The 22,035-nt window shown below is 60.3% G+C and carries 19 protein-coding genes; 13 read left to right on the forward strand and 6 right to left on the reverse strand.

The features are described 5' to 3' along the window. Positions 1 to 51 precede the first annotated feature (51 nt). Complete coding sequence (locus TX23_RS22810; protein WP_057704136.1) at positions 52 to 441, forward strand: hypothetical protein; 390 nt, start codon at positions 52 to 54, stop codon at positions 439 to 441. A 194-nt stretch (positions 442 to 635) separates the two neighbouring features. Beyond that, the gene (locus tag TX23_RS22815; RefSeq protein ID WP_057704137.1) at positions 636 to 1,811 is read left to right on the forward strand and encodes a XylR family transcriptional regulator; all 1,176 of its coding nucleotides are present in this window, start codon (positions 636 to 638) and stop codon (positions 1,809 to 1,811) included. On the opposite strand, the gene TX23_RS22820 is transcribed toward TX23_RS22815, so the two are convergent. Next, on the reverse strand, positions 1,808 to 3,052 hold the full coding sequence (locus TX23_RS22820) for a carbohydrate porin (RefSeq protein ID WP_057704138.1): 1,245 nt from the start codon (positions 3,050 to 3,052) through the stop codon (positions 1,808 to 1,810). The genes TX23_RS22815 and TX23_RS22820 overlap by 4 nt on opposite strands. A gap of 56 nt (positions 3,053 to 3,108) precedes the next feature. Next, a complete protein-coding gene (locus TX23_RS22825) occupies positions 3,109 to 5,517 on the reverse strand; it encodes a glucose/quinate/shikimate family membrane-bound PQQ-dependent dehydrogenase (protein WP_057704139.1) in 2,409 nt (802 codons plus the stop codon). Positions 5,518 to 5,798: 281 nt separating this feature from the next. On the opposite strand from TX23_RS22825, the gene TX23_RS22830 reads away from it, so the two are divergent. Then, complete coding sequence (locus tag TX23_RS22830) at positions 5,799 to 6,008, forward strand: hypothetical protein (RefSeq protein ID WP_157243940.1); 210 nt, start codon at positions 5,799 to 5,801, stop codon at positions 6,006 to 6,008. Positions 6,009 to 6,092: 84 nt separating this feature from the next. Here TX23_RS22830 and TX23_RS22835 read toward each other — a convergent pair whose 3' ends face one another. Beyond that, complete coding sequence (locus tag TX23_RS22835; RefSeq protein WP_057704141.1) at positions 6,093 to 6,983, reverse strand: bestrophin family protein; 891 nt, start codon at positions 6,981 to 6,983, stop codon at positions 6,093 to 6,095. Positions 6,984 to 7,315: 332 nt separating this feature from the next. Between TX23_RS22835 and TX23_RS22840 the strand changes: the two genes are divergently transcribed. Both TX23_RS22840 and TX23_RS22845 read left to right on the forward strand, forming a co-directional pair. Beyond that, a complete protein-coding gene (locus TX23_RS22840; RefSeq protein ID WP_186561871.1) occupies positions 7,316 to 8,167 on the forward strand; it encodes a hypothetical protein in 852 nt (283 codons plus the stop codon). Between the two features lie 2 nt (positions 8,168 to 8,169). Beyond that, positions 8,170 to 9,198 (forward strand): GGDEF domain-containing protein, encoded by a 1,029-nt coding sequence (locus TX23_RS22845; RefSeq protein ID WP_057704143.1) that lies wholly within the window; start codon positions 8,170 to 8,172, stop codon positions 9,196 to 9,198. A gap of 122 nt (positions 9,199 to 9,320) precedes the next feature. Here the strand turns inward: TX23_RS22845 and TX23_RS22850 are convergent, their stop codons facing one another. Continuing rightward, positions 9,321 to 9,620, reverse strand: a complete 300-nt coding sequence (locus tag TX23_RS22850; RefSeq protein WP_057704144.1) for an ArsR/SmtB family transcription factor — start codon at positions 9,618 to 9,620, stop codon at positions 9,321 to 9,323. 91 nt (positions 9,621 to 9,711) lie between these two features. On the opposite strand from TX23_RS22850, the gene TX23_RS22855 reads away from it, so the two are divergent. The 3 genes from TX23_RS22855 to TX23_RS22865 all read left to right on the forward strand — a co-directional run bounded on the left by TX23_RS22855 (position 9,712) and on the right by TX23_RS22865 (position 14,030). Continuing rightward, entirely contained in the window at positions 9,712 to 10,803 is a 1,092-nt protein-coding gene (locus TX23_RS22855; RefSeq protein ID WP_057704145.1) for an NADH:flavin oxidoreductase/NADH oxidase, read from the forward strand. 185 nt (positions 10,804 to 10,988) lie between these two features. Next, positions 10,989 to 13,130 (forward strand): TonB-dependent siderophore receptor, encoded by a 2,142-nt coding sequence (locus TX23_RS22860; RefSeq protein ID WP_057704146.1) that lies wholly within the window; start codon positions 10,989 to 10,991, stop codon positions 13,128 to 13,130. A 294-nt stretch (positions 13,131 to 13,424) separates the two neighbouring features. Then, positions 13,425 to 14,030, forward strand: a complete 606-nt coding sequence (locus TX23_RS22865; RefSeq protein WP_057704147.1) for a hypothetical protein — start codon at positions 13,425 to 13,427, stop codon at positions 14,028 to 14,030. A gap of 15 nt (positions 14,031 to 14,045) precedes the next feature. Here the strand turns inward: TX23_RS22865 and TX23_RS22870 are convergent, their stop codons facing one another. Both TX23_RS22870 and TX23_RS22875 read right to left on the reverse strand, forming a co-directional pair. Further along, positions 14,046 to 14,768, reverse strand: coding sequence for a FadR/GntR family transcriptional regulator (locus tag TX23_RS22870; RefSeq protein WP_057704148.1), 723 nt, complete (start codon positions 14,766 to 14,768; stop codon positions 14,046 to 14,048). A 48-nt stretch (positions 14,769 to 14,816) separates the two neighbouring features. Beyond that, complete coding sequence (locus TX23_RS22875) at positions 14,817 to 16,553, reverse strand: IlvD/Edd family dehydratase (RefSeq protein WP_057704149.1); 1,737 nt, start codon at positions 16,551 to 16,553, stop codon at positions 14,817 to 14,819. Positions 16,554 to 16,745: 192 nt separating this feature from the next. Between TX23_RS22875 and TX23_RS22880 the strand changes: the two genes are divergently transcribed. From TX23_RS22880 to TX23_RS22900, 5 genes are all read left to right on the forward strand, one after another. Further along, positions 16,746 to 18,068, forward strand: coding sequence for an MFS transporter (locus TX23_RS22880; protein WP_057704150.1), 1,323 nt, complete (start codon positions 16,746 to 16,748; stop codon positions 18,066 to 18,068). A 16-nt stretch (positions 18,069 to 18,084) separates the two neighbouring features. After that, positions 18,085 to 19,077 carry an AraD1 family protein gene (gene araD1 / locus TX23_RS22885; RefSeq protein WP_057704151.1) on the forward strand — a complete coding sequence of 331 codons (993 nt, stop codon included), beginning with the start codon at positions 18,085 to 18,087 and terminating at the stop codon, positions 19,075 to 19,077. A 10-nt stretch (positions 19,078 to 19,087) separates the two neighbouring features. Next, complete coding sequence (locus TX23_RS22890) at positions 19,088 to 20,668, forward strand: aldehyde dehydrogenase (NADP(+)) (RefSeq protein WP_057704152.1); 1,581 nt, start codon at positions 19,088 to 19,090, stop codon at positions 20,666 to 20,668. A gap of 16 nt (positions 20,669 to 20,684) precedes the next feature. After that, positions 20,685 to 21,548 (forward strand): SMP-30/gluconolactonase/LRE family protein, encoded by an 864-nt coding sequence (locus tag TX23_RS22895; RefSeq protein ID WP_057704153.1) that lies wholly within the window; start codon positions 20,685 to 20,687, stop codon positions 21,546 to 21,548. Between the two features lie 138 nt (positions 21,549 to 21,686). Beyond that, positions 21,687 to 22,035 (forward strand): substrate-binding domain-containing protein (locus tag TX23_RS22900; RefSeq protein WP_157243941.1); only part of this gene is annotated, 349 nt, incomplete at its 3' end.

A 22,035-nucleotide genomic window follows, 5' to 3' on the forward strand; every position in this document is an offset into this window, starting at 1 on the left:
AAGGTGATTGGTGAAACTATTTAGAGAGAAATGCTATCGGCTTAATCAACCATGAGCAATATCGACACGTGGTCTCCGTGGGTTGCAATCGCTTTTCTGGGCGGCCCCATGCTGCTTGCAGCTTGGACTCTTGCATACAGCCTTTACCTGACCCATCGACATTTGGATGCCATAAAAGAGGCTTTAAAGAACAGCCGTTATATTTATATCTGGGGCCCAAGTCTCGGAAAACGAGGTTTGATTTGGTCTCTCTTGGAAATGTCGAAAATCACTGGAATGATAATGTGGCCAAAAGCTTCTCTCATTCTTGGAGAATTGGACCCAGTCGATCTGAAAAATTTTCCACCTTACTTAAAGCGTCGTCTCACCGTTAATTTGAAGATAATGATCATTGCCTTCATTTGGATGTTAATCGGTGTTGCACTGCTTAAGTTAAGGTAGTTTGAAGAGCGACAAACATGACTGTAAAGCCTCGGCATTTCCAACCTCAGCCTGCCGCATCATTGGTTTCGGTTGGTACGCCGAGGTAAACCTCAGATCGAGGCACTGTTTATGCTAGCCAATTCTCCCACCTACCCATTGAGAACCCCGACCCACCCGCCTAATCTGCACCCACCGGCCCCAGGACAAAAACAATGAAAACCCTACCGCCCGTGCACCGCATCGCCTTGCTCTTCAACGGCAGCAAAATCTACGACCGCGGCATCATCACCGGTATCGGCAATTACCTGAGCAGTACCCGCGCATCCTGGGACTTGTTCCTGGAAGAGGATTTTCTCTGCCGCCTGCGCGGTATCGAGCGTTGGCAGGGAGACGGCATCATTGCTGACTTCGATGACCCGCTGATTGGCGAGGCGCTGGCCGGGAGCCAGATACCCGTGGTGGCGGTGGGCGGGTCTTATGAGGACGTCAGCGCGTACCCCAAAGGCATTCCCTATGTGGCGACCGATAACCACGCCTTGATAAAGCTGGCCTATGAACACCTGATCGAGGCCGGGCTGACGCGGTTTGCCTGTTTCAGCCTGCCCGAGGCCCAGGCCAATCGCTGGGCGCAGGAGCGTGAGAAAGCCTTTCGCGGCCTGGTGCAACGCGATGGATTGCCGGTGGAAATCTATCGCGGCCTGGGTACCAATGCGCCGTTGTGGGACAGCGCGGTGGAGCAGCAGATTGCCTGGCTGCATAGCCTGCCCAAGCCCATCGGCATTATCGCGGTCACCGATGCCCGCGCCCGGCAGTTGTTGCAAGCCTGCCTGACGGCGGGCATTGCGGTGCCGGAGGAGGTGGCGTTGATCGGTATCGACAACGACCCGCTGACTCGCACCCTCACGCGGGTGCCGCTGAGTTCGGTGATCCAGGGCACCGAGACCATGGGCCGTACCGCTGCGGCCTTGCTGCACCAGATGCTGCATGGCAAACCCTGTGCCGGTACGCAGGTGCTGGTGCCGCCGGACGCGATCAACGTGCAAGCCTCCAGCCTGCATCAGCCTTTGGGTAACCCTTATGTGATGCAGGCGTTGTTGTTTATCCGCCAGTACGCGTGCCAGGGGATCAAGACCGACCAGGTCGCTGCCTATGTCGGCGTCTCACGCTCGTCATTGGAAGCGCACTTTCGCAAGGTGCGCGGGTGCAGCGTGCATGACGAGATCCTGCGCTTCAAACTCGCAGCGGCCGCCAAGGGCCTGGAGAACCAAGCGCTGGCGATCGCCGATATTGCTCAGAACTGTGGGTTCAAGTCGGCGCAATACCTGCACACGGTGTTTCGTCGCGAGTTCGGTTGTACGCCCAGGCAATACCAGCAGGACACCGCTTAGAACACCGCCTTGACTTGCAAGCCGAGCACCAGCGCGTTGTCGATGTTCTGTGCGGAAAACGCCCCCGGCTCGATGATGTATTGCACATCCGGGCGCAGGGTCAGCCACGGCGTGGCCTGGTAGCCGTAGCTGAGTTCGATCAGCTGTTCAGCGTTGTCCAGGTTGGCGTAGGCCGCATCCGCGTTATCCCGGCTGCGCGGGTTGGGCACTGCACGGCCATAACCCAGGGCGACGGTATCCCGCGGGCGACCTTCGAACGGTTTGTACAGCACCAGCCCCGCGCCATACCACTTGGTGAACGGCGAAGCCGCTTCGCTGGCGGCGGAGTATTGGCCGAAGGCGTGCAGGCTGCGGCCCTGGGAGGTTTGGGAGGCCCACACCGCCTGGTCGATCAACAGGTAGTGACCGCCACGCCCGCTGACGTCCTTGTTGCTGCCAATGCGTTTTACATCGGAGCTGTCGTAGTAATAACCGAGCTTGTATTCACCCGGCAGGTTGCCCGTGTGTTTGTAGATCAGTTCGATGGGCACCACGGTGCCGGTGGTGTGCTTGGGTCCCAGGTGCCAGGCGCGGCTGGAGTTGCCATTGCTGGAAGGGTCGACGTTGAACGCCGCCACCCGCAGTTGCCAGTTTGGCGAAAAGTCATATTTCACCCGCGCGCCCAGGTGCGCATTCGGGTAGTTGGCCCAGCCACTGCCGCCCGACATGTTCAGCGGATGCCCGCAGAAACCGGCGTTCATGAAATTGCACAAAATGCCGCTGTCCAGCCCGCCGAGGTCATTGCCCATGGCCATGTAGCCGAGCTTGACGTTGAGCGCGGGGGTGAACAGGGTGCGTTCGTAGCTCAACTCGGTGAGGCGTGTGTAGAGGCCGCCGTAGTTTTCCTGGATCGGCAGGCGGTTACCCACCAGGTCTTCAGAAGCGCTGTTGCCGCGTCGGTCGTTGATGGTCAACTGAATGCGGTCGCCGTTGTTGAAGCCGTAGAGCTTGCCCAGGTCGAACTGCACGCCAAGCTTGAGGTTTTGCGAATAGCGCGCCGAGCGATGTTGGCCGCCATGGGCGTTGTAGGCGGTCTCGCCGCTGTAGTCGCCGGTAAAGCGGATGCCTTGCGCGTCAAGCTCCCGGCGCAGGCCGCCCCAGTCGCCGGTCAAGGTGGTGTCGTCGGCTTGAACGGGCAGGGCGGCAGTCAACGCCAGGCCGAGCACCAGGCGCCCAAGGGACGTATGAGAAGTAGGGTTCATGCGGGGGGTTCCAAACACAAAGCGCGGTGCGGGAGCACCGCGCGAACAGAGGGTAGTTACGGCAGGGCGTAGGCGATCACGTAGTCGCCACGGTCGGTGGACTGGCGCGCGCCGCCGGCGGTGACGACGATGTATTGCTTGCCGGTTTTCGGCGACACGTAGGTCATCGGGCCACCCTGGCTGCCGACGGGCAGGCGGGCTTTCCAGATTTCTTCACCGTTACCGCTGTTGAAGGCGCGCAGGTAGAAGTCCTGGGTGCCGGCGATAAAGATCAGGCCGCCTTGGGTGGACAGCGTACCGCCCAGTGTCGGCAGGCCGACCTTGATCGGCAGGTGCATGCGGATGCCCAGGGGGCCGGTGTCTTCAACCGTGCCCACCGGCACTTGCCAGGCGACCTTTTGCGTCTTCATGTCGATGGCGGTCAGGGTGCCGAATGGCGGTGCCTGGCATGGAATACCGGCCACCGACAGGAAGCGGTTCTTGTTGACCGCATACGGCGTGCCCTTGAGCGGCACGGCGCCCATGCCGGTGTTCAGCGCTTCACCCCCGGAAGAAGCCTGGGCCTTGTTCTGCGACGGTATCATCTGGATCCACAGGCCCAGGCGCATGTCGTTGACGAAGATAAAACCGTGTACCGGGTCGGTGGAAATGCTGCCCCAGTTCATGCCGCCCAGGGAACCCGGGAAGCTCAGGGATTTATCGGTGCCTGGCGCTGTGTACAGGCCGTCGTAGCGCATGCCTTTGAAGTCGATGCGGCACAGCAGTTGGTCGTACGGCGTGGCACCCCACATGTCCGACTCGGTCAGGGTCTGTGCGCCGATCTGCGGCATACCCACCGATTTTGGCTGGGTTGGCGAGTAGGGTTCGTTGGGAATGTTCGCGGCTTTGACCGGTACTTCCTGCACGTCGGTCAGCGGCTTGCCGGTGGCGCGGTCGAGCACGTAGATCTGCCCGGCCTTGGTGCCGATCACCACGGCCGGTACCGCTTTGTCGCTGCCCGGCGGGGTGAAGTCGATCAGGCTCGGCTGCATCGGCAGGTCGAAGTCCCACAGGTCGTTGTGGACGGTCTGGTAGACCCACTTTTCGGCACCGGTGGACGCGTCGAGCGCCAGCACGGAGGCGCCATATTTGTGGTTCAGCTGGGTGCGTTCCACGCCGTAAATGTCAGTGGAAGAGCTGCCCATCGGCAGGAAAACAGTGTTCATCAGCGGGTCGTAAGACATCGGCGCCCAGCTGTTGGGGGTGCTGCGCACATAGGTGCTGCCAGCGGCCGGCGCTTGCTTGTCTTCAGGGTTGCCTGGGTCAAACGCCCAACGCATCTGGCCACTGATTACATCAAAACCACGAATCACGCCGCCTGGCATATCGGTCTGCACGTTGTCGGCGACACGGCCACCGACGACGACGGTGGTGCCGGCGATCAAGGGTGCCGAAGACAGTTGGTAGTAGCTGTCCGGCACATTACCCAGGCCAGCCTTCAAATCCACTTGGCCGTGGGTGCCGAAGTCTTCGCAGAACTTGCCGGTGTCGGCGTCTACGGCGATCAAGCGCGCATCAATGGTGTTGGTCAGCAGGCGACGCTGGCACTGCGCACCGGCAGGCACGCTGGCGGCGATGATCGGCGAGCTGTTGGGCTGGGTCGGTTGGGCAATCGGCGCAGTGGCGTCGAAGTAGGCCATGCCACGGCAACGTTGCCACACCGCCGACTGGGCATTGACCTCGTTCTTCCACAGCTCCTTGCCAGTGTCGGCGTCCAGGGCGATCAGGTTGTTGTGTGGGGTGCAGATGAAGACTTTGTTGCCGATCTGCAAGGGCGTCAGCTGGTCTTCTGCGCCGTTGCCGTCGCTGAGGGCCACGTCACCGGTGTGGTAGGTCCAGGCGACTTTGAGTTTGTCGATATTGTCGCGATTGATCTGGTCCAGCGCGGCGAAGCGGCTGCCGCCTTCGGTGTTACCGTAATGCGCCCAGTCTTTCTGTGCATCGGCTTCGGCTACCGGCGTGATGCCAGGGCCGGCACCGGTCGGCGCCACGCTTGGGTGAGCGACGAACATATTGCCTGCCGCCACCGCCACGCCGACGGCCAACAAGGCCGCCACCGCATAAGCGCCACGCGCCGGTTTGCCGGCCAGCAACGGATACACCAGCGCCACCACCACGCCGATTACCGCGAACATAAACAGCCGCGAGAACAGCGGCCAGTACACCAGGCCCACGTCGGCTACTGCCCATACGGCGGTACCGGCCAGAAACGCGGCAAACAGCCAGGCACCGGCAGGCTTGCGCCGAGCGATCAGCAGGCCGGAGACTGCCATGGCCACGCCACCGGCCAGAAAGTACCAGGAGCCTCCCAGGCTCACGAGTTTGGCGCCGCCGACGGCGAGCGCAAGGCCGAGCAGGGCGATGACAACGCCCAGGCCCAGGAGTAGAAATCTAGAGACGCCAGCGGCGCGCGATGCTCGTTTCATGTCGAATAGGCTCGAGTGAGAGAGGGCAAAGACGCGATTTTAGCAAGATAAGTAACTGGTTAGTACATTGTTCCTGGTAATAGTCTTTTACAGGTGCGGCGATGATGAGGAGAGGTCGCGCAGAACGTCCTCCTTGGGGGGAAGCGTCTCCAAGCAATAAACGGAGAATCGCACCGTGCGGCGCTCGTGATACCTGTGAACCTTGACAGTAGAAGCGAGTTTTAAAGAGGGGTTCAATGGTGTCAGAACAAATATCCCCACTCACGATGAGACCTAACACCATGACAATTAAAATTACGCTGCACCCCGGCACAGTTACCGAGATCAAAGAATATTTCTTTCAGCAATTCAGCAGTTATCATGTGAGGATTAAGCCCGACGACGAAACCGCAGAGGTGCTTATCATTGTTGACCACAATCCGTATCTCAAAGTGGGAGACAAGGTCACGTTTGCCCGTAACGACGGCAAGCTTGGTGGACTAGCGCTATAAAGCGGGTGCCTTGTTTCAGGTCCCCTTGCACTCGCCTCGCCGTATTTTTCGGGTGAAGGCAAGTACTTCAGGGGGAAAGGGTGCTCAACCGATTTGATCGCCTGCCAGTGCGTCACGGCGCATCGATTGCAGATTCTTCTCAATGGTTTCGCAAATCGCCTCCATTTGGATCTGATGCTCGCTGGAGCGAAATGGGCTTTGCAGGTCGGTGCCGATACGCTCGATGGCCAGCAGCATAAAGCCCACCACGGTGGAAGCCAGCGGGGTAAACCAGCCGAGGGATTCCACCAGGCCCACCGGCACGATCAGGCAGAACAGCGAGATGAACAGCCGCGGGAAATACACGTAGGGGTAGGGCAGTGGCGTATTGGCGATGCGCTCCATGCCGCCCTGGGCATTGGACAGGTCGACCAGGGTCGACTCCAGCCGCGCCAGGCGAATGCTGTCCAGGTGGCCGGCCTTGTATTCCCTGGCCAGCAACGCCGCAGAACCGGTCAGGATGTCATTGGCAAAATTGTTGGTGGCGCCATTGCGAGCGAACTCCTCGGCGGGAATAAATGCGCGCACTTCATCCGGGCAGGGTTGGCCCTTGAGGTGGGCGGCCAGGCAATTCACATAGGCCACATGGCGGCGCAGCAGTGTGGATTTGATCGGATTCACTTCGCGGTCGGGGTCATCCAGCAGTGTCAGCACCTGGCGCGCAAAGCTGCGCGAATTATTGACCATCGCCCCCCATAACGTGCGCGCCTCCCACCAGCGGTTGTACGCGCTGCTGTTGCGAAAACTGATTAATACCACCAGCGCCGAGCCCAGCAATGTCAGGGGCATCAGCGGCAGGTTGATCTTGGTGGTGAGAAACAACATGAAGTCCACGGTGACCGCCACATCCCATAGCAACAGCCAGAACAGGGACCAGCCTACATAGCCCATGGTCTTGATGATCAGACGGTATTTCTTCATGAGGGCAGCTTTCAAACGAGAACCTCGCGGCGGGCGGTTGGCAACAATGCTTTGTTACGACGCCACTTCAGGGAGAAAGGTTCGCAGCTTGCTGAATCGATTCGTCCGTGAGTCAGTGGCTTGGGCGAATGTAACGGGAAGTTACGCGCAAGTGCGTGCGCAAGGCGCACTTGAATCTGGAACAACTTTGGTACTGATGACGTCTTGTCCGGCAATCGCTGTACATTGCGTTCGAGGCAAAAAGCCATTAACCGCAGGGTTTACCACGTGATTTTGTTTTGGGGCCGGGCTGCAGGGATTTCGTAGCTGAGATCAGTGGAATCAAGTTGGATGATCAGGGCTCTTTCATGCGTGTCAGTTCGTTGAAGTCGGCTATGTGTAATACCGCGCAAGCGCTCGAACGTCATAAGGATTTTGAATCGTGCCTGAGAGCGCATTACCACGTGCTGCTCGTGCCCTATTCCCGAAGGCCGTTTTTCTACAAGAGTGCACTTAAATACAGCCGTTTGATGGTGTCGTTTGCGTTATTGAGTGAATACTTCGCCACACCCGTACCGTTATTGTCGGAAGTTAAAACCCTGTGTGTGACGCGCAGGTATTGTTCGAAAAACAGCCTGGAATCGATGTTCCTGTTATTGCGGGCGCTGGGCTTCATGGAGGTTGCACCGCACCCGGAAGACAGTCGCTTCCGGGTTTACGCGCCGTCGGATGAGGCCTGTCGTGAAGCGCGTCTGATGTTGACCTCGCTCACCGAGTCATTGGCGCGGCTGTACCCTGAAAGGGCGATTTTCCGGCAAATGCGCGAGTTGGATGACCGTGGCTTCCTGTCGCTCTATTTCAAGGGTTTTGCCATTATTCTCGACGCCGATCTTACGGTGGATGTTCTGCTACCCGAGTGTTATTGGCTGGTGAAAAGAGACGCCGGGCACCTGTTGATGTTGGCCATCTATAACGATGCCTTCGCACCGGAAAATGACCGGGCCACGTTCCGGTCATCGTCCTACCTGGCCTTGGCCAAGCAACTTTCCGTGTCCAAGACCCACATTATTCGAATGGTCCAGGAGGGCGTCGAGAAGGGGTATTTCAAAGCTCACTCCAAGACCCGGTTGGAAGTGCTGCCGCCCTTCGTCAGCCTGGTAAAACGCTTTATGGCCTTTTCATTTGCGCTGGGCCTGCATGCTATTGAGATGGGAGCGTAAGGATGCCTGCTAACTTGAAGTTAAGGCCCAGGATGCGCAGGTTGTTGTCGCCTGCGGTGACGCAAGCGGAGTGGATCGGGATCATTGCCTGGATCGGTATTTGGTTGATTCATCCGGCCATGCAGTTCGACCTGTCGATGTTGGGCGTCACCATTGGCTTGTTGCTGGTGTGCCGGTTTCACTGCAGAACCGCCAACTTCCTGTTGTGGCGAGTGCTGGGAGTTACCTACATCGTGATGTTGTCGGTGGGGTTTGCCTATGTGATTGGCTTGAATCAGGAATTGCGTATCTACGGTTTGCCCCTGGCCGTCACCCTGGTGGTCGGCAGCGCTATCTTGTTTATCAGTGTTCAGGACTATCTGGTCGGCGCGCTGTTGGTCTGGCTCATCTTATGGTCGCCGATGCAGGCCGATACATATGCGGGGACACAGGCTTATCTGCTGATATTTTGTGCATCGTCGGTCTCTATCGGTTTTATCCTGAGTTATTCGTATTTGAAGAACCTGCGTTCGGTGTTGTTGGTGGAAAGCGAGTTTCGCGCCTTGGCCGAGACCGATTACTTGACCTCCATCCTTAACCGTCGTGCCTTTATGCAAAGCTTCGAACAGTTGCTCGACAGTGGCCAGGCTGGCTACTTCATCATGTTGGATATCGACAGCTTCAAGGCAAAAAATGACCTGTACGGTCACGATGTCGGTGACAAGATCCTGCGAGCCATGGCCGTGTGCCTGAAAAACGCCAACGGCAGCCACAGCTTTGGCAGGATCGGCGGGGAAGAATTCGGTGTGTTGTTGCAGGACGATGACCCGCGCTTCGCCCGCGACTTCGTGATGGATTTGTTGCAGGCCATACGCTCAAGTGTCGCCGCGCCTCACAACTACACCTGCAGTGCCGGCATGGCACGTTTCACACCAGGTGACGAGCTATCGGCGGTGCTCAAGATGGCGGACAAAAACCTCTACGGTGCCAAGCGCAATGGCAAGGACTGTGTGCACCTTAATGGCGCGCGGCTGCAACCTGTGGCGTCCTGAAGAGGGCCTTAGGAGCGAGCTTGCTCGCGAAGAAACCACAGGCGCCGCGTTTATTCAGAAAGCACGCGTCATCGTTGACGTTTTTCGCGAGCAAGCTCGCTCCTACACAGGCCAAGCCCCGGCTAGGACTGCGCGAGAACACTCGCCAGCAAGCCGGGAAAGCGGCTTTCCAGCTCTTCACGGCGCAACGAGTTCATATGGGTGGTGCCCACATTGCGCGTGTGTACCAGGCCGGCATCACGTAACACCCTGAAGTGGTGGGACATGCTGGACTTGGGCCGCCCACCGTCCAGTTCACCACAGGTGGCTTCGGCCACGCCGGCCAGGCAGCGCACGATGTCCAGGCGCACGGGGTCGCTCAGGGCGTAAAGCACGCGCTCAAGCGTTAATTCTTGCAGGGTAGGGTGTTTGAAGGCTCGCATGGGGCGGATCATAACAGGGGGGTAGCGTTCAATACCATAGTTCGATTACCATCGAACTATCGAATCACACACCCTTCTCTCGGAGTATCTGATGTCCGCCTTGTTCGAACCGTTCAAACTCAAAGACGTTACCTTGCGCAATCGCATTGCCATCCCGCCGATGTGCCAATACATGGCCGAGGACGGCATGGTCAACGACTGGCACCACGTGCACCTGGCCGGCATGGCCCGTGGCGGCGCCGGCCTGCTGGTGGTCGAGGCCACGGCAGTCGCGCCGGAAGGACGTATCACCCCTGGCTGCGCCGGTATCTGGAGCGATGCCCATGCACAGGCGTTCGTGCCGATGGTCAAGGCCATCAAGGCCGCAGGTTCGGTGCCGGGCATCCAGATCGCCCACGCGGGCCGTAAAGCCAGCGCGAACCGCCCATGGGAAGGCGATGACCACATCCCGGCGTCCGATGCCCGCGGTTGGGAAACTATCGCGCCGTCGGCCATTGCGTTTGGCGCCAATTTGCCCAACGTGCCGCGTGCCATGACCCTGGAAGACATCGCCCGCGTCCAGCAAGACTTCGTCGATGCCGCCCGTCGCGCCCGCGATGCCGGTTTTGAATGGATCGAGCTGCACTTCGCCCACGGTTACCTGGGCCAGAGCTTTTTCTCCGAGCACTCCAACCAGCGCACCGATGCCTACGGTGGCAGCTTCGATAACCGTAGCCGTTTCCTCCTGGAAACCCTGGCCGCCGTGCGTGAAGTCTGGCCGGAAAACCTGCCACTGACCGCACGCTTTGGCGTGATCGAATACGACGGCCGCGACGAGCAGACACTTACCGAATCCATCGAACTGGCGCGCCGCTTCAAGGCCGGTGGCCTGGACCTGTTGAGCGTCAGTGTCGGCTTCACCATCCCCGACACCAACATCCCGTGGGGTCCGGCGTTCATGGGGCCAATCGCTGAGCGTGTGCGCCGTGAGGCCGGTATTGCGGTGACTTCGGCGTGGGGTTTTGGTACTCCGCAACTGGCCGAAGGCGCGCTGCAGGCCGGTCACCTGGATCTGGTTTCGGTAGGGCGTGCGCACTTGGCCGATCCGCATTGGGCGTATTTTGCTGCCAAGGAGCTGGGCGTGGACAAGTCGTCCTGGACCTTGCCGGCGCCTTACGCGCATTGGTTGGAACGCTACCGTTGAGGCCAGCCAGCCGGTGATATGAGCCACTCGATTGAGTGGCTTTTTTTCGCCGCTTGTTACAACGCCGATACTCGAAAAATAACAAATGAGAACCGATATCAAACGAGAATGCGCTGAGATATGATGCGCGGCGAATTATTGGCAGGTTTGCCGCCCCATCTGGCTCATTCACTAGGTTTACATCCATGCGTCGTACCCTGATTTCAATCTGTGTGCTTCAGGCGTTTTCCCCCTTCACCTGGGCAGAGGATGCCCCTGCTGAAAAAGCCAGTATCGAACTGCAAGCCACCAATGTGACTGCCACCGCGGACTTCGAGACGGCGCAAGGCCCGGTCCAGGGCTACCACGCCACCCGTTCAGCCAGTGCGACGCGCACCGACACCTCCATTCATGAAACCCCGCAGTCCATCAGCGTGGTCTCCAAAGATGTGGTCGAGGATATCGGCGCAACACGCCTGCAAGATGCCCTTGACTATGCCGGCGGCGTGGGCCGCGCCAACAACTTTGGCGGCCAGGGCCTGACCACCTTCACCGTGCGTGGCTTCACCACCGGTGAGTTCTACCGCAATGGTTTCCCGATCAACCGCGGTTACCCGAACATGCCGGATGCCAACACCATCGAACGTCTTGAGGTCTTGCGTGGCCCTGCGACCATGCTTTACGGCCGTGGCGACCCCGGTGGCACGTTCAACGTGGTGTCCAAGCAACCCTTGGCCGAACGCACCGTAACCCTGGGCAGCCAGTTGAATGACCAGGGCATGAAACGCGGCACCCTGGATGCGTCCGGCCCGCTGGACGAAGAGGGCCGCCTGGCGTATCGCCTCAACGTAGTGGGCGAGGGCGGCGACACCTTCCGTGATCATGTCGAGACCGAGCGCTACGGCGTGACGCCGGTGGTCACCTGGCAGGCCACCGATGACACCAAGGTGACCTTCGAAGGCGATTTCATGCGCAACAACCACCCGCTGGACCGCGGCCTGACGCGTTTCCCCAACCAGCGTGGCACCCCCTCGCGCGATACATTCTGGGGCGACAAGGATGCCGGCAAACTGCACAACGACAACAACATGGCGCAGTTGCGTTTCGAGCACGCGCTTAACGACAACTGGACCCTGGGCGGCGGTTTCCAATGGTTGGACGGCAGCCTGAAGGGCAACGCCATTGAGGCCAACGGGCCGGGTAGTCTGGGCGCCGATGGCCGGACCCTGCAACGCAACTTCAACTACCGCAAGCTGGAATGGACCGACAAGGACTATCAGCTCAATCTGACCGGCCACTTCTCCACCGGCGGGTTCGATCACACCTTGCTCACCGGTATCGAGTACGAGGATTACGACTATAAGTCGATTATTCAGCGTTCAAGCGCTGATGCCGGCACCTATCCAATTGACATCTTTGACCCGGTGTACGGTCAACCCCGTCCGGCACTGACCCGTACGCCGACCCACGACAAAGAAAACCTCAAGACCTACGCCGCTTTTGTACAGGACCAGGTTGCTCTCACTGAACGTCTGAAAGTGCTGGCCGGTGCGCGCTTCGAACGCTTTGAGCATGATTACGAAAACTATGTGTCACGCGATAAAAACTGGCAGGCCGCCGACAACGCCGTCACCCCGCGTGTGGGCGTGATCTACGACCTCACCGATACCGTCGCGGTTTATGCCGACGCCGCCCGTTCGTTCAAGCCCAACACCGGCGCCAGCCGCGAAGGCGGTGGTTTCGCGCCGGAGAAAGGCAAGTCCTACGAGATGGGGATCAAGTGGGAAGCACTTGACCGCCAACTGAGCGTCGACGCCGCTATCTACCAGATCGAAAAGAAAAACGTGCTGGCCATCGACCCGGCTGATCCCACCAGCACTCTCAATGTCGCGACCGGCCAGGTGCGCAGCCGCGGATTTGACCTGAACGTGGCGGGCAACCTCACACCCGAGTGGCGTGTGATTGGCGGTTACGCCTACGTGGACGCCGAAGTGACCCGCGACACCACGCTGCGCTCCGGCACGCGCTTGATGAACATCCCGCGCAACAGCTTCAGCCTGCTCAACGTCTACGAGTTCCAGGACGGCGCACTGAAAGGGCTGGGCCTGGGCGCGGGCGGCAAGTACGTCGACCAGCGCGCCGGCCAGACTGCCAATACGGCCTTCTCGATGGACGCCTACACCGTGGTCGACCTGCTGGGTTACTACAAGGTCAACGAGCAGGTGCGCCTGAACCTGGACGTGAAGAACCTGTTCAACCGCGAGTATGAGGAAGGCGCGTTCGGCAATATCTACGCGTATCCCGGTGCGCCACGCACAGTGCAGGTCGGAATCGCCTACACCCTCTGACGCTGTACACGGTTCCAAATGTAGGCTCGCCCTCTGTAGGAGCGAGCTTGCTCGCGAAAATCGTCAACGATAGCGCAAGCTTCCTGAATAAAAGCCGCGCCTGTGAGTTTTTCGCGAGCAAGCTCGCTCCTACACAGGCGTGGGAGCAAGCTCCCTCACACCTTTTCATGTGCGCTACTGTCAGGTTTGACAGTAGACAGTGAAGGCCGCGCGAGGGATGTTTGCCGCTAACGTGTCAGCGTAGTAGTCGGCGCTTATTGCTTTTCGAAGCCACGCTTAATAGGGATATTAAAAATGGAACGGGAACTGGCCAGTGAAACCGATGAACTGATTAAAAAAACCAACGATGCCGAACGGCTGTTCACCCGGTACGCCACCAAGTGCTACACCTCAGCCATGCAAAAATATGCCAAGGAGATCAGCGAGACGTCATACACGTATCTCTTGGCCGAGCTTGCCGAGAGTTCGTTGAGTTCGGAAATCCTGAGTCGGCCAGCGGCCAATATCAGCCTGGTCAGGATCGAGATCGAGGAGGTCATGACGGAGGCCGATGTGATCAAGAAACTGAAGAGGGCCGAAACACACTATTTGGAAACGCTTGAATCGGTGCGCAAGTTTGAAAACCTCAAACGCTTCGAAAAAATGCAAGACACCTCCGATATCGTGCGCTCGATCAAACTCGGCGTGTCGCGCTTCAACATCCTGTTTGTCATCCTGCTGATCGGCGGGTTGACCTGGGCGGCGATCAATCTGCCCAAAGAGGCCCTGGCGCTTATTTCCGCCGCTATCGGCGGGGCCATTACGCATTTGTTGTCTGAGCGACAGGCAGTGCTGGCGCTGAAAAAAGAGGGTGATAACACTTGCCCCAGAGCCAACAACAACAGTAACAATCAGGAATGAGTGCGCCAGCGCGGATTACAAAGGCGTCAACACATTCATCACCGTATCCAGCGCCACCCGCGTGTCATCCAGTTGCACCAGCGACGCATGCCGTGCGCCCAGGGCATCGCGGTTCTGGATCGCCGTCAGGATCGCCTTGTGCCGCGGCAGACTCAGGCCCTGGATATCCGGGCGGCGGTTGGTGATATTGATCGACTCGCGCAGCGGCAGCGAGAGCATGTTGCACATATAGGCGAGCAGGTCGTTACGGGTGGCGTCGGCAATCGCCCGGTGGAAGTCCAGGTCGGCCTGCAACAGGTCCTCGTGGGTCTTGGCGGTTTCCATGCCCTGGTAGGCATGTTCGATGGTGGCGATGTCTTCATCGGTGGCGGTGGTCGCGGCCATGGCGGCGATTTCCGGTTCGAGGATGCGCCGCACCCCGGCCAGGGTGTTGAAGAACTCACTGTGGGGCGTGGACTGCATCAACCAGGACAGCACATCCGGGTCGAGCAGGTGCCATTTCAAGCGTGGCCGTACCACCGCGCCCACCCGTGGCTTGGAATACACCAGGCCCTTGGCGCTGAGCACCCGCGTCGCCTCGCGCAACACCGAACGGCTGACCTGGTATTCCTCGCACAGCGTGGCTTCCATGGGCAACCGTTCTTCGGGCTTGAAGCGACCGGAAACGATGTGCATACCCAGGTCCTGAACGATCTGGGCATGCTGGCTCTTGCGCGGCTTGGGCGGCTGGTGATCCATAACGACGGGCAGGCTCTGGCTTAGATTCGCCGCATCATAGCATCCCAATTAGTGGGAATGCCGTGGGACTTCTGCTCCGCGACAGCCCACCAGGAAGTCAAAGTCGCAGCCCTGGTCGGCTTGCAGCACATGGTCGATATACAGCTGGCGATAGCCGCCAACGATCAACTTTTGCGGTGGCGCCAGATCAGCCATGCGTGCCGCCAGCTCGGCGTCGGGGATGTCCAGGTGCAGGCGGCCATTGGCGCAATCAAGTTCGATCCAGTCACCTTCCTTTACAGTCGCCAACGGCCCGCCGGCAGCGGCTTCCGGGGCCACGTGCAAGACCACCGTGCCGTAGGCGGTGCCGCTCATGCGTGCATCGGAAATACGCACCATGTCGGTCACGCCCTGGGCCAGCAGTTTGGCCGGCAGGCCCATATTGCCGACCTCCGCCATGCCTGGGTAACCCTTGGGGCCGCAGTTCTTCATGACCAGGATCGAGTTGGCGTCCACGTCCAGCTCCGGGTCGTTGATGCGCGCCTTGTACATGTCGAAGTTTTCGAACACCACCGCACGGCCACGGTGTTGCATCAGTTCGGCGCTGGCGGCGGATGGCTTGAGCACCGCACCCAACGGCGCCAGGTTGCCGCGCAACACGCAGATGCCGCCGTCGGCGCGAATCGGGTTGTCGAGGGTGCGGATTACTTCGTCCTGGCCGTAGATCGGTGAATCCTTGGTGTTCTCGCCCAGGGACTTGCCGTTGACGGTCAAGGCGTTCGGGTGGGGGATCAGGTTGGCCTCACCCAGGCGACGCAGCACGGCAGGCAGGCCGCCGGCGTAGTAGAACTCTTCCATCAGGAAGCGCCCCGAGGGTTGCAGGTCGACGATGGTCGGCATACCGCGCCCGATGCGGGTCCAGTCATCCAGGTCCAGCTCCACGCCGATGCGCCCGGCGATGGCTTTAAGGTGAATCACCGCGTTGGTCGAACCGCCGATGGCTGCGTTTACGCGAATCGCGTTTTCAAACGCTTCTTTGGTGAGGATCTTCGACAGCTTCAAGTCTTCGCGCACCATCTCGACCGCACGCATACCGGACATATGCGCCAGCACATATCGCCGCGCATCCACCGCCGGGATCGCCGCGTTGTGGGGCAGGGACGTGCCCAGTGCCTCGGCCATGCACGCCATGGTCGATGCGGTGCCCATGGTGTTGCAGGTGCCCGCCGAGCGCGACATACCGCCTTCGGCCGCGAGGAAGTCATCCAGGGTGATGGTGCCGGCCTTGACCTGCTCGCTCAGCTGCCACACCACCGTGCCCGAGCCGATGTCCTGGCCCTTGTGTTTGCCATTGAGCATCGGCCCGCCGGTGACCACGATAGCCGGGACATCACAACTGGCGGCGCCCATCAGCAGCGCCGGGGTGGTTTTGTCGCAGCCGGTCAGCAGCACCACACCGTCAATCGGGTTGCCACGAATCGCTTCTTCCACATCCATGCTTGCCAGGTTGCGGGTCAGCATCGCGGTAGGGCGCAGGTTGGATTCACCGTTGGAGAACACCGGGAACTCCACCGGGAAACCGCCGGCCTCGATCACGCCGCGCTTGACGTGCTCGGCGATCTGGCGGAAATGCGCGTTGCATGGGGTCAGCTCCGACCAGGTGTTGCAGATGCCGATGATCGGCTTGCCATGGAATTGGTGGTCGGCAATGCCCTGGTTCTTCATCCAGCTGCGGTACATGAAGCCGTTTTTATCGGCGGTACCAAACCACTGGGCGGAGCGTAGGCCGGGCTTTTTGTCAGGCATGATCGATTCTCTTATTGTATGACTATATGTTCTATGCGTGCTTAAACATAAGCGCAAAATCGCTGCTTTGGAAGTGTTGTTTTGCAAATAGTCATACTATATAGTCTTTCTCAACTGAGGTATGACCCTGGCGGATTTCGCGAGAGGCGTCCCCCGAGCTTCTATAAAAACAACAATCGGAGATCGACCCCCATGAGCCAGGAACTGCGGCTTATTCGGCGCATCACGCTGAAACTGATTCCCTTCCTGATCCTGCTGTACCTGATCGCCTATGTGGACCGTTCCGCTGTAGGGTTCGCCAAGTTGCACATGGGCGCCGACGTCGGCATCGGTGATGCTGCCTATGGCTTGGGCGCAGGCTTGTTTTTCATCGGCTACTTTCTGTTCGAGATCCCCAGCAACCTGATGCTCGACCGCTTCGGCGCACGGCGCTGGTTCGCGCGCATCATGATTACCTGGGGCGCCATCACCATCGGTATGGCCTTCGTGCAAGGGCCGCACAGTTTCTACGTGATGCGCTTTCTGCTGGGCGCGGCGGAAGCCGGTTTCTTTCCTGGCGTGCTGTACTACATCACCCAGTGGTTCCCGGTGCGCCATCGCGGCAAGATCCTCGGGCTGTTCATTCTCTCCCAACCCATTGCAATGATGATCACCGGCCCCGTGTCCGGCGGTTTGCTCGGCATGGACGGCATCCTCGGCCTGCACGGCTGGCAGTGGCTGTTTATCGTGATCGGCACCCCGGCGATCCTGCTGACCTGGCCGGTGCTGCGCTACCTGCCCGACGGTCCCAAACAGGTCAACTGGATGAGCGAGCAAGAGAAGACCTGGCTTACCGGTGAGCTGGAAAAAGACCTGCAAGCCTACGGGCAGACCCGGCATGGCAACCCGCTGCATGCGCTCAAAGACAAACGCGTGCTGCTGCTGGCACTGTTCTATTTGCCGGTGACCCTGAGCATCTACGGCCTGGGCCTGTGGTTGCCGACCCTGATCAAGCAGTTCGGTGGCAGCGACCTCACCACCGGCTTCATCTCTGCGGTGCCGTATATCTTCGGCATCATCGGCCTGCTGATCATCCCGCGCAGTTCCGATCGTTTGAACGACCGTTACGGCCACCTCGCCGTGCTCTATGTGCTCGGCGCCATCGGCCTGTTTTGCAGCGCCTGGCTGAGTGTGCCGGTGCTGCAGATGGCTGCGCTGTGCCTGGCGGCGTTTGCGATGTTTTCCTGCACCGCCGTGTTCTGGACTTTGCCAGGGCGGTTTTTTGCCGGAGCCAGCGCGGCGGCCGGCATCGCCTTGATCAACTCGGTGGGCAACCTTGGCGGCTATATCGGCCCGTTCGTGATCGGCGCGCTCAAGGAATACACCGGCAACCTGGCCTCGGGCCTGTATTTCCTGTGCGGCGTGATGCTGTTCGGCTTGCTGCTGACCTTTGTGGTCTACCGCTTGCTGGAGCGCAAGCACGTCCTGCCCGTCGATCAATTTGCCGCCAGCGCCCGTGGCGCCACACGTACTTAAATCCAGGAGAACCTGTATGCGTTTAGTTCAGTTCGAGTTGAGCAACGGTGAGCGCCGCGTCGGCGTGGTGGGAGGCAACACCCTGCGGGAAGTGCAGGGCGCACACAGCGTGCGCGAATTGGCCCTGGCCGCCATCGAAGCCGGGGTTAACTTGCAGCAAAAGGTACAGAGCCTGGGCCTGGGCGCCAGTCATGACTACGCGGCGCTGCTGGCCGAGCTGAAAATCCTGCCGCCGCTGGACCACCCGGACCCAGCCCATATGCTGATCAGCGGCACCGGCCTGACCCATCTGGGCAGTGCCTCGGCCCGCGACAAGATGCACCAGCAGGCCGGTGACGACAGTGCGATGACCGACACCATGCGCATCTTCAAATGGGGCGTGGAAGGCGGCAAACCCGCGGCTGGCCAGGCCGGTGTGCAACCGGAGTGGTTCTACAAGGGCGACGGCAGCATCGTCGTGCGCCCAGGCGCAGCCTTCCCGGTGCCGCCGTTTGCCGAAGACGCCGGCGAAGAGCCGGAAATTGGCGGCCTCTACGTGATCGGTCACGACCGTAAGCCGTATCGCCTGGGCTTCGCGGTGGGCAACGAGTTCTCCGACCATGTGATGGAGCGCAAGAACTACCTGTACCTGGCCCATTCCAAACTGCGCAGTTGCAGCTATGGCCCGGAGCTGCGCGTGGGCGAGTTGCCCGCGCATCTGGCCGGCACCAGCCGCATCCTGCGTAACGACGAAGTGATCTGGCAGAACGAGTTCTTCAGCGGCGAGGCCAACATGTGCCACAGCCTGGAAAACCTTGAATACCACCACTTCAAATACAGCCAGTTCCTCAAACCGGGCGATGTGCATATTCACTTCTTCGGCACCGCCACCCTGTCATTCGCCGACGGTATACGTACCCAACCGGGCGATGTGTTCCAGATCAGCCAGGCCGAATTCGGTGCGCCATTGATCAACGGTATCGGCACGGTGGACGCGGTATTCGAACCCGGCCAAGTCACCACCCTTTAAGGAGATCTCCATGACCCAGTTTCTCGGCCACAACTACATCGGCGGCCAGCGCAGCGCCAACGGCAGTGTCAAGCTGCAGAGTATCGATGCCACCACCGGCGAAGCCTTGCCACAGGATTTCTTCCAGGCCACCCCACAAGAGGTGGATGCCGCCGCCAAAGCCGCAGCGGCCGCTTACCCGGCCTACCGCGCCTTGAGCGCCGCACGGCGTGCGCAGTTCCTGGATGCGGTGGCCGATGAACTGGACGCCCTGGGTGATGATTTTGTCGAGTTGGTCTGCCGCGAAACCGCATTGCCGGCCGCCCGCATCAAAGGCGAGCGCGGGCGTACCAGCGGCCAGATGCGCCTGTTCGCCACCGTGCTGCGCCGTGGCGATTTCTACGGCGCGCGTATCGACAAAGCCCTGCCGGATCGCCAGCCGCTGCCGCGCCCGGACCTGCGCCAATACCGTATCGGCCTGGGCCCGGTGGCCGTGTTCGGCGCCAGTAACTTTCCCCTGGCGTTTTCTACCGCCGGTGGTGACACCGCCGCTGCGCTGGCCGCCGGTTGCCCGGTGGTGTTCAAGGCGCACAGCGGGCACATGGCGACCGCCGAGCGCGTGGCCGATGCGATTATCCGTGCAGCCGAAACTACCGAAATGCCTGCGGGCGTGTTCAATATGATCTTCGGCGGCGGTGTCGGTGAAGCGCTGGTCAAGCACCCGGCCATCCAGGCGGTGGGCTTCACCGGTTCGCTCAAGGGCGGTCGCGCTCTCTGCGATATGGCGGCCGCACGCCCGCAACCGATCCCGGTATTTGCCGAAATGTCGAGCATCAACCCGGTCATCGTGCTGCCTCAGGCCCTGCAAACGCGCGCCGAGAGCGTCGCCCGCGACCTCACCGCCTCGGTGGTGCAAGGCTGCGGCCAGTTCTGCACCAACCCCGGACTGGTGATCAGTATCGCAACGCCTGCGTTCACCGCGTTTACGCAGCAGGTCGCGCAATTGATCGGTGAGCAACCGGCGCAAACCATGCTCAACAGCGGCACTTTGGCCAGCTACGGCAAGGGTCTGGAAAAACTCCTGTCTCACCCGGGCGTCCAGCATTTGGCGGGCAGCGCGCAAGCGGGCAACCAGGCTCAACCGCAACTGTTCAAGGCGGATGTACGCTTGTTGATCGACGGCGACGAAGTGCTGCAAGAAGAGGTGTTCGGGCCTACCACGGTGTTTGTCGAAGTGGCCGACCAGGCCCAGCTCGGCGCCGCCCTGCGTGGGCTGCACGGCCAGTTGACCGCCACGATCATCGGCGAACCGGCTGACCTGCAACAGTTCGCCGAGCTGACGCCGCTGCTGGAGCAGAAGGTCGGGCGCATCCTGCTCAATGGTTACCCCACGGGGGTGGAAGTCTGCGATTCGATGGTGCACGGCGGGCCGTACCCGGCGACCTCCGACGCCCGGGGCACCTCGGTCGGCACCCTGGCCATCGACCGTTTCCTGCGCCCCGTGTGCTTCCAGAATTACCCTGATAGCCTGCTGCCCGACGCGTTGAAAAACGCCAACCCGTTGCGTATCCAGCGCTTGGTGGATGGCGCACCGTCTCGAGAATCGCTGTAAGTCATCAGGAGGTTTCATGTCGTTGAGCGCAGTCACCCCACACCGTGCGCGGTTGGGCGAAGGGCCGTTCTGGGATGTTCGATCCCAGGCGCTTTATTGGGTGGATATCGCCGCCAAACAGGCTCTGCGCTGGATGGACGGGCAGTTGCAGGTGTGGCAGTTGCCCGAGCATGTCTCGGCGTTTATTCCGTGTGAAAGCGGCGATGCGTTGGTGACCTTGAGCAGCGGCGTGTACCGCCTGGACCTGGCGACGAAAGCGCTGACCCTGCTGTGCGTGGCCGACCCGCAGCCGGGCAACCGTGGCAACGAAGCGCGCTGCGATGCTCAGGGCCGGCTGTGGCTGGGCACCATGCAGAACAATATCGGTGAGCAGGGCGAAGACCTGCCCATCACCCGGCGTTCCGGTGGCCTGTTTCGTGTCGATGCCGATGCGCGCGTCACGCCGTTGCTGACCGGCCTGGGCATTCCCAACACCTTGCTTTGGAACGAGGAGGGCAGCCAGGTGCACTTCGGCGACAGCATGGACGGCACGCTCTATCAGCATTCGATCCAGGCCGACGGCCAGCTCGAACCCGCCCAGGTGTGGTTTGCACCCCACGAGCGCGGTGGGCCGGACGGCTCAGCCATGGACAGCGAGGGCTACATCTGGAATGCCCGTTGGGACGGCAGTTGCTTGCTGCGTCTGACGCCCTCGGGTGAAGTGGATCGCATCATTGAACTGCCGGTCAGCCGTCCCACCAGCTGCGTGTTCGGTGGGCCCGGCCTCACCACCTTGTATATCACCAGTGCCGCGAGTCCCTTGGACCACCCTTTGGACGGTGCGCTGTTGGCGATTGAAGTCGATGTGCCAGGCAAACCCTGTCACCGCTTCGCTGGATAACCTGTAGGAGCGGGCTTGCCCGCGAAAAACGTCAACGATAACGCGTTCATGCTGAATGAACGCGTCGCCCTCGGGTTTTTCGCGAGCAAGCTTGCTCCTACAAAGCTCTACCTAAAACAACAACAAGGAGTCACCCGTATGAATCATCGTCGTGGTTTGCGTTCCCTGTGCTGCGCCGCTGTGGCGGTCTCGGCCATGAGCTTGAGCGGCCTGTTGCTGGCTGCTGAAGAAGTGAAGATCGGTTTTCTGGTCAAGCAGGCCGAAGAGCCGTGGTTCCAGACCGAATGGGCCTTTGCCGAAAAAGCCGGCAAGGAGCATGGCTTCACGGTGATCAAGATCGCCGTGCCCGATGGCGAGAAAACCCTCTCGGCCATCGACAGCCTGGCCGCCAACGGCGCCAAGGGTTTTGTGATCTGCCCACCGGACGTGTCCCTGGGCCCGGCCATCGTCGCCAAGGCCAAGGTCAACGGCCTGAAAGTGATGGCCG

The sequence above is a fragment of the Pseudomonas paralactis genome, assembly GCF_001439735.1.
Taxonomy (GTDB): domain Bacteria; phylum Pseudomonadota; class Gammaproteobacteria; order Pseudomonadales; family Pseudomonadaceae; genus Aquipseudomonas; species Aquipseudomonas paralactis.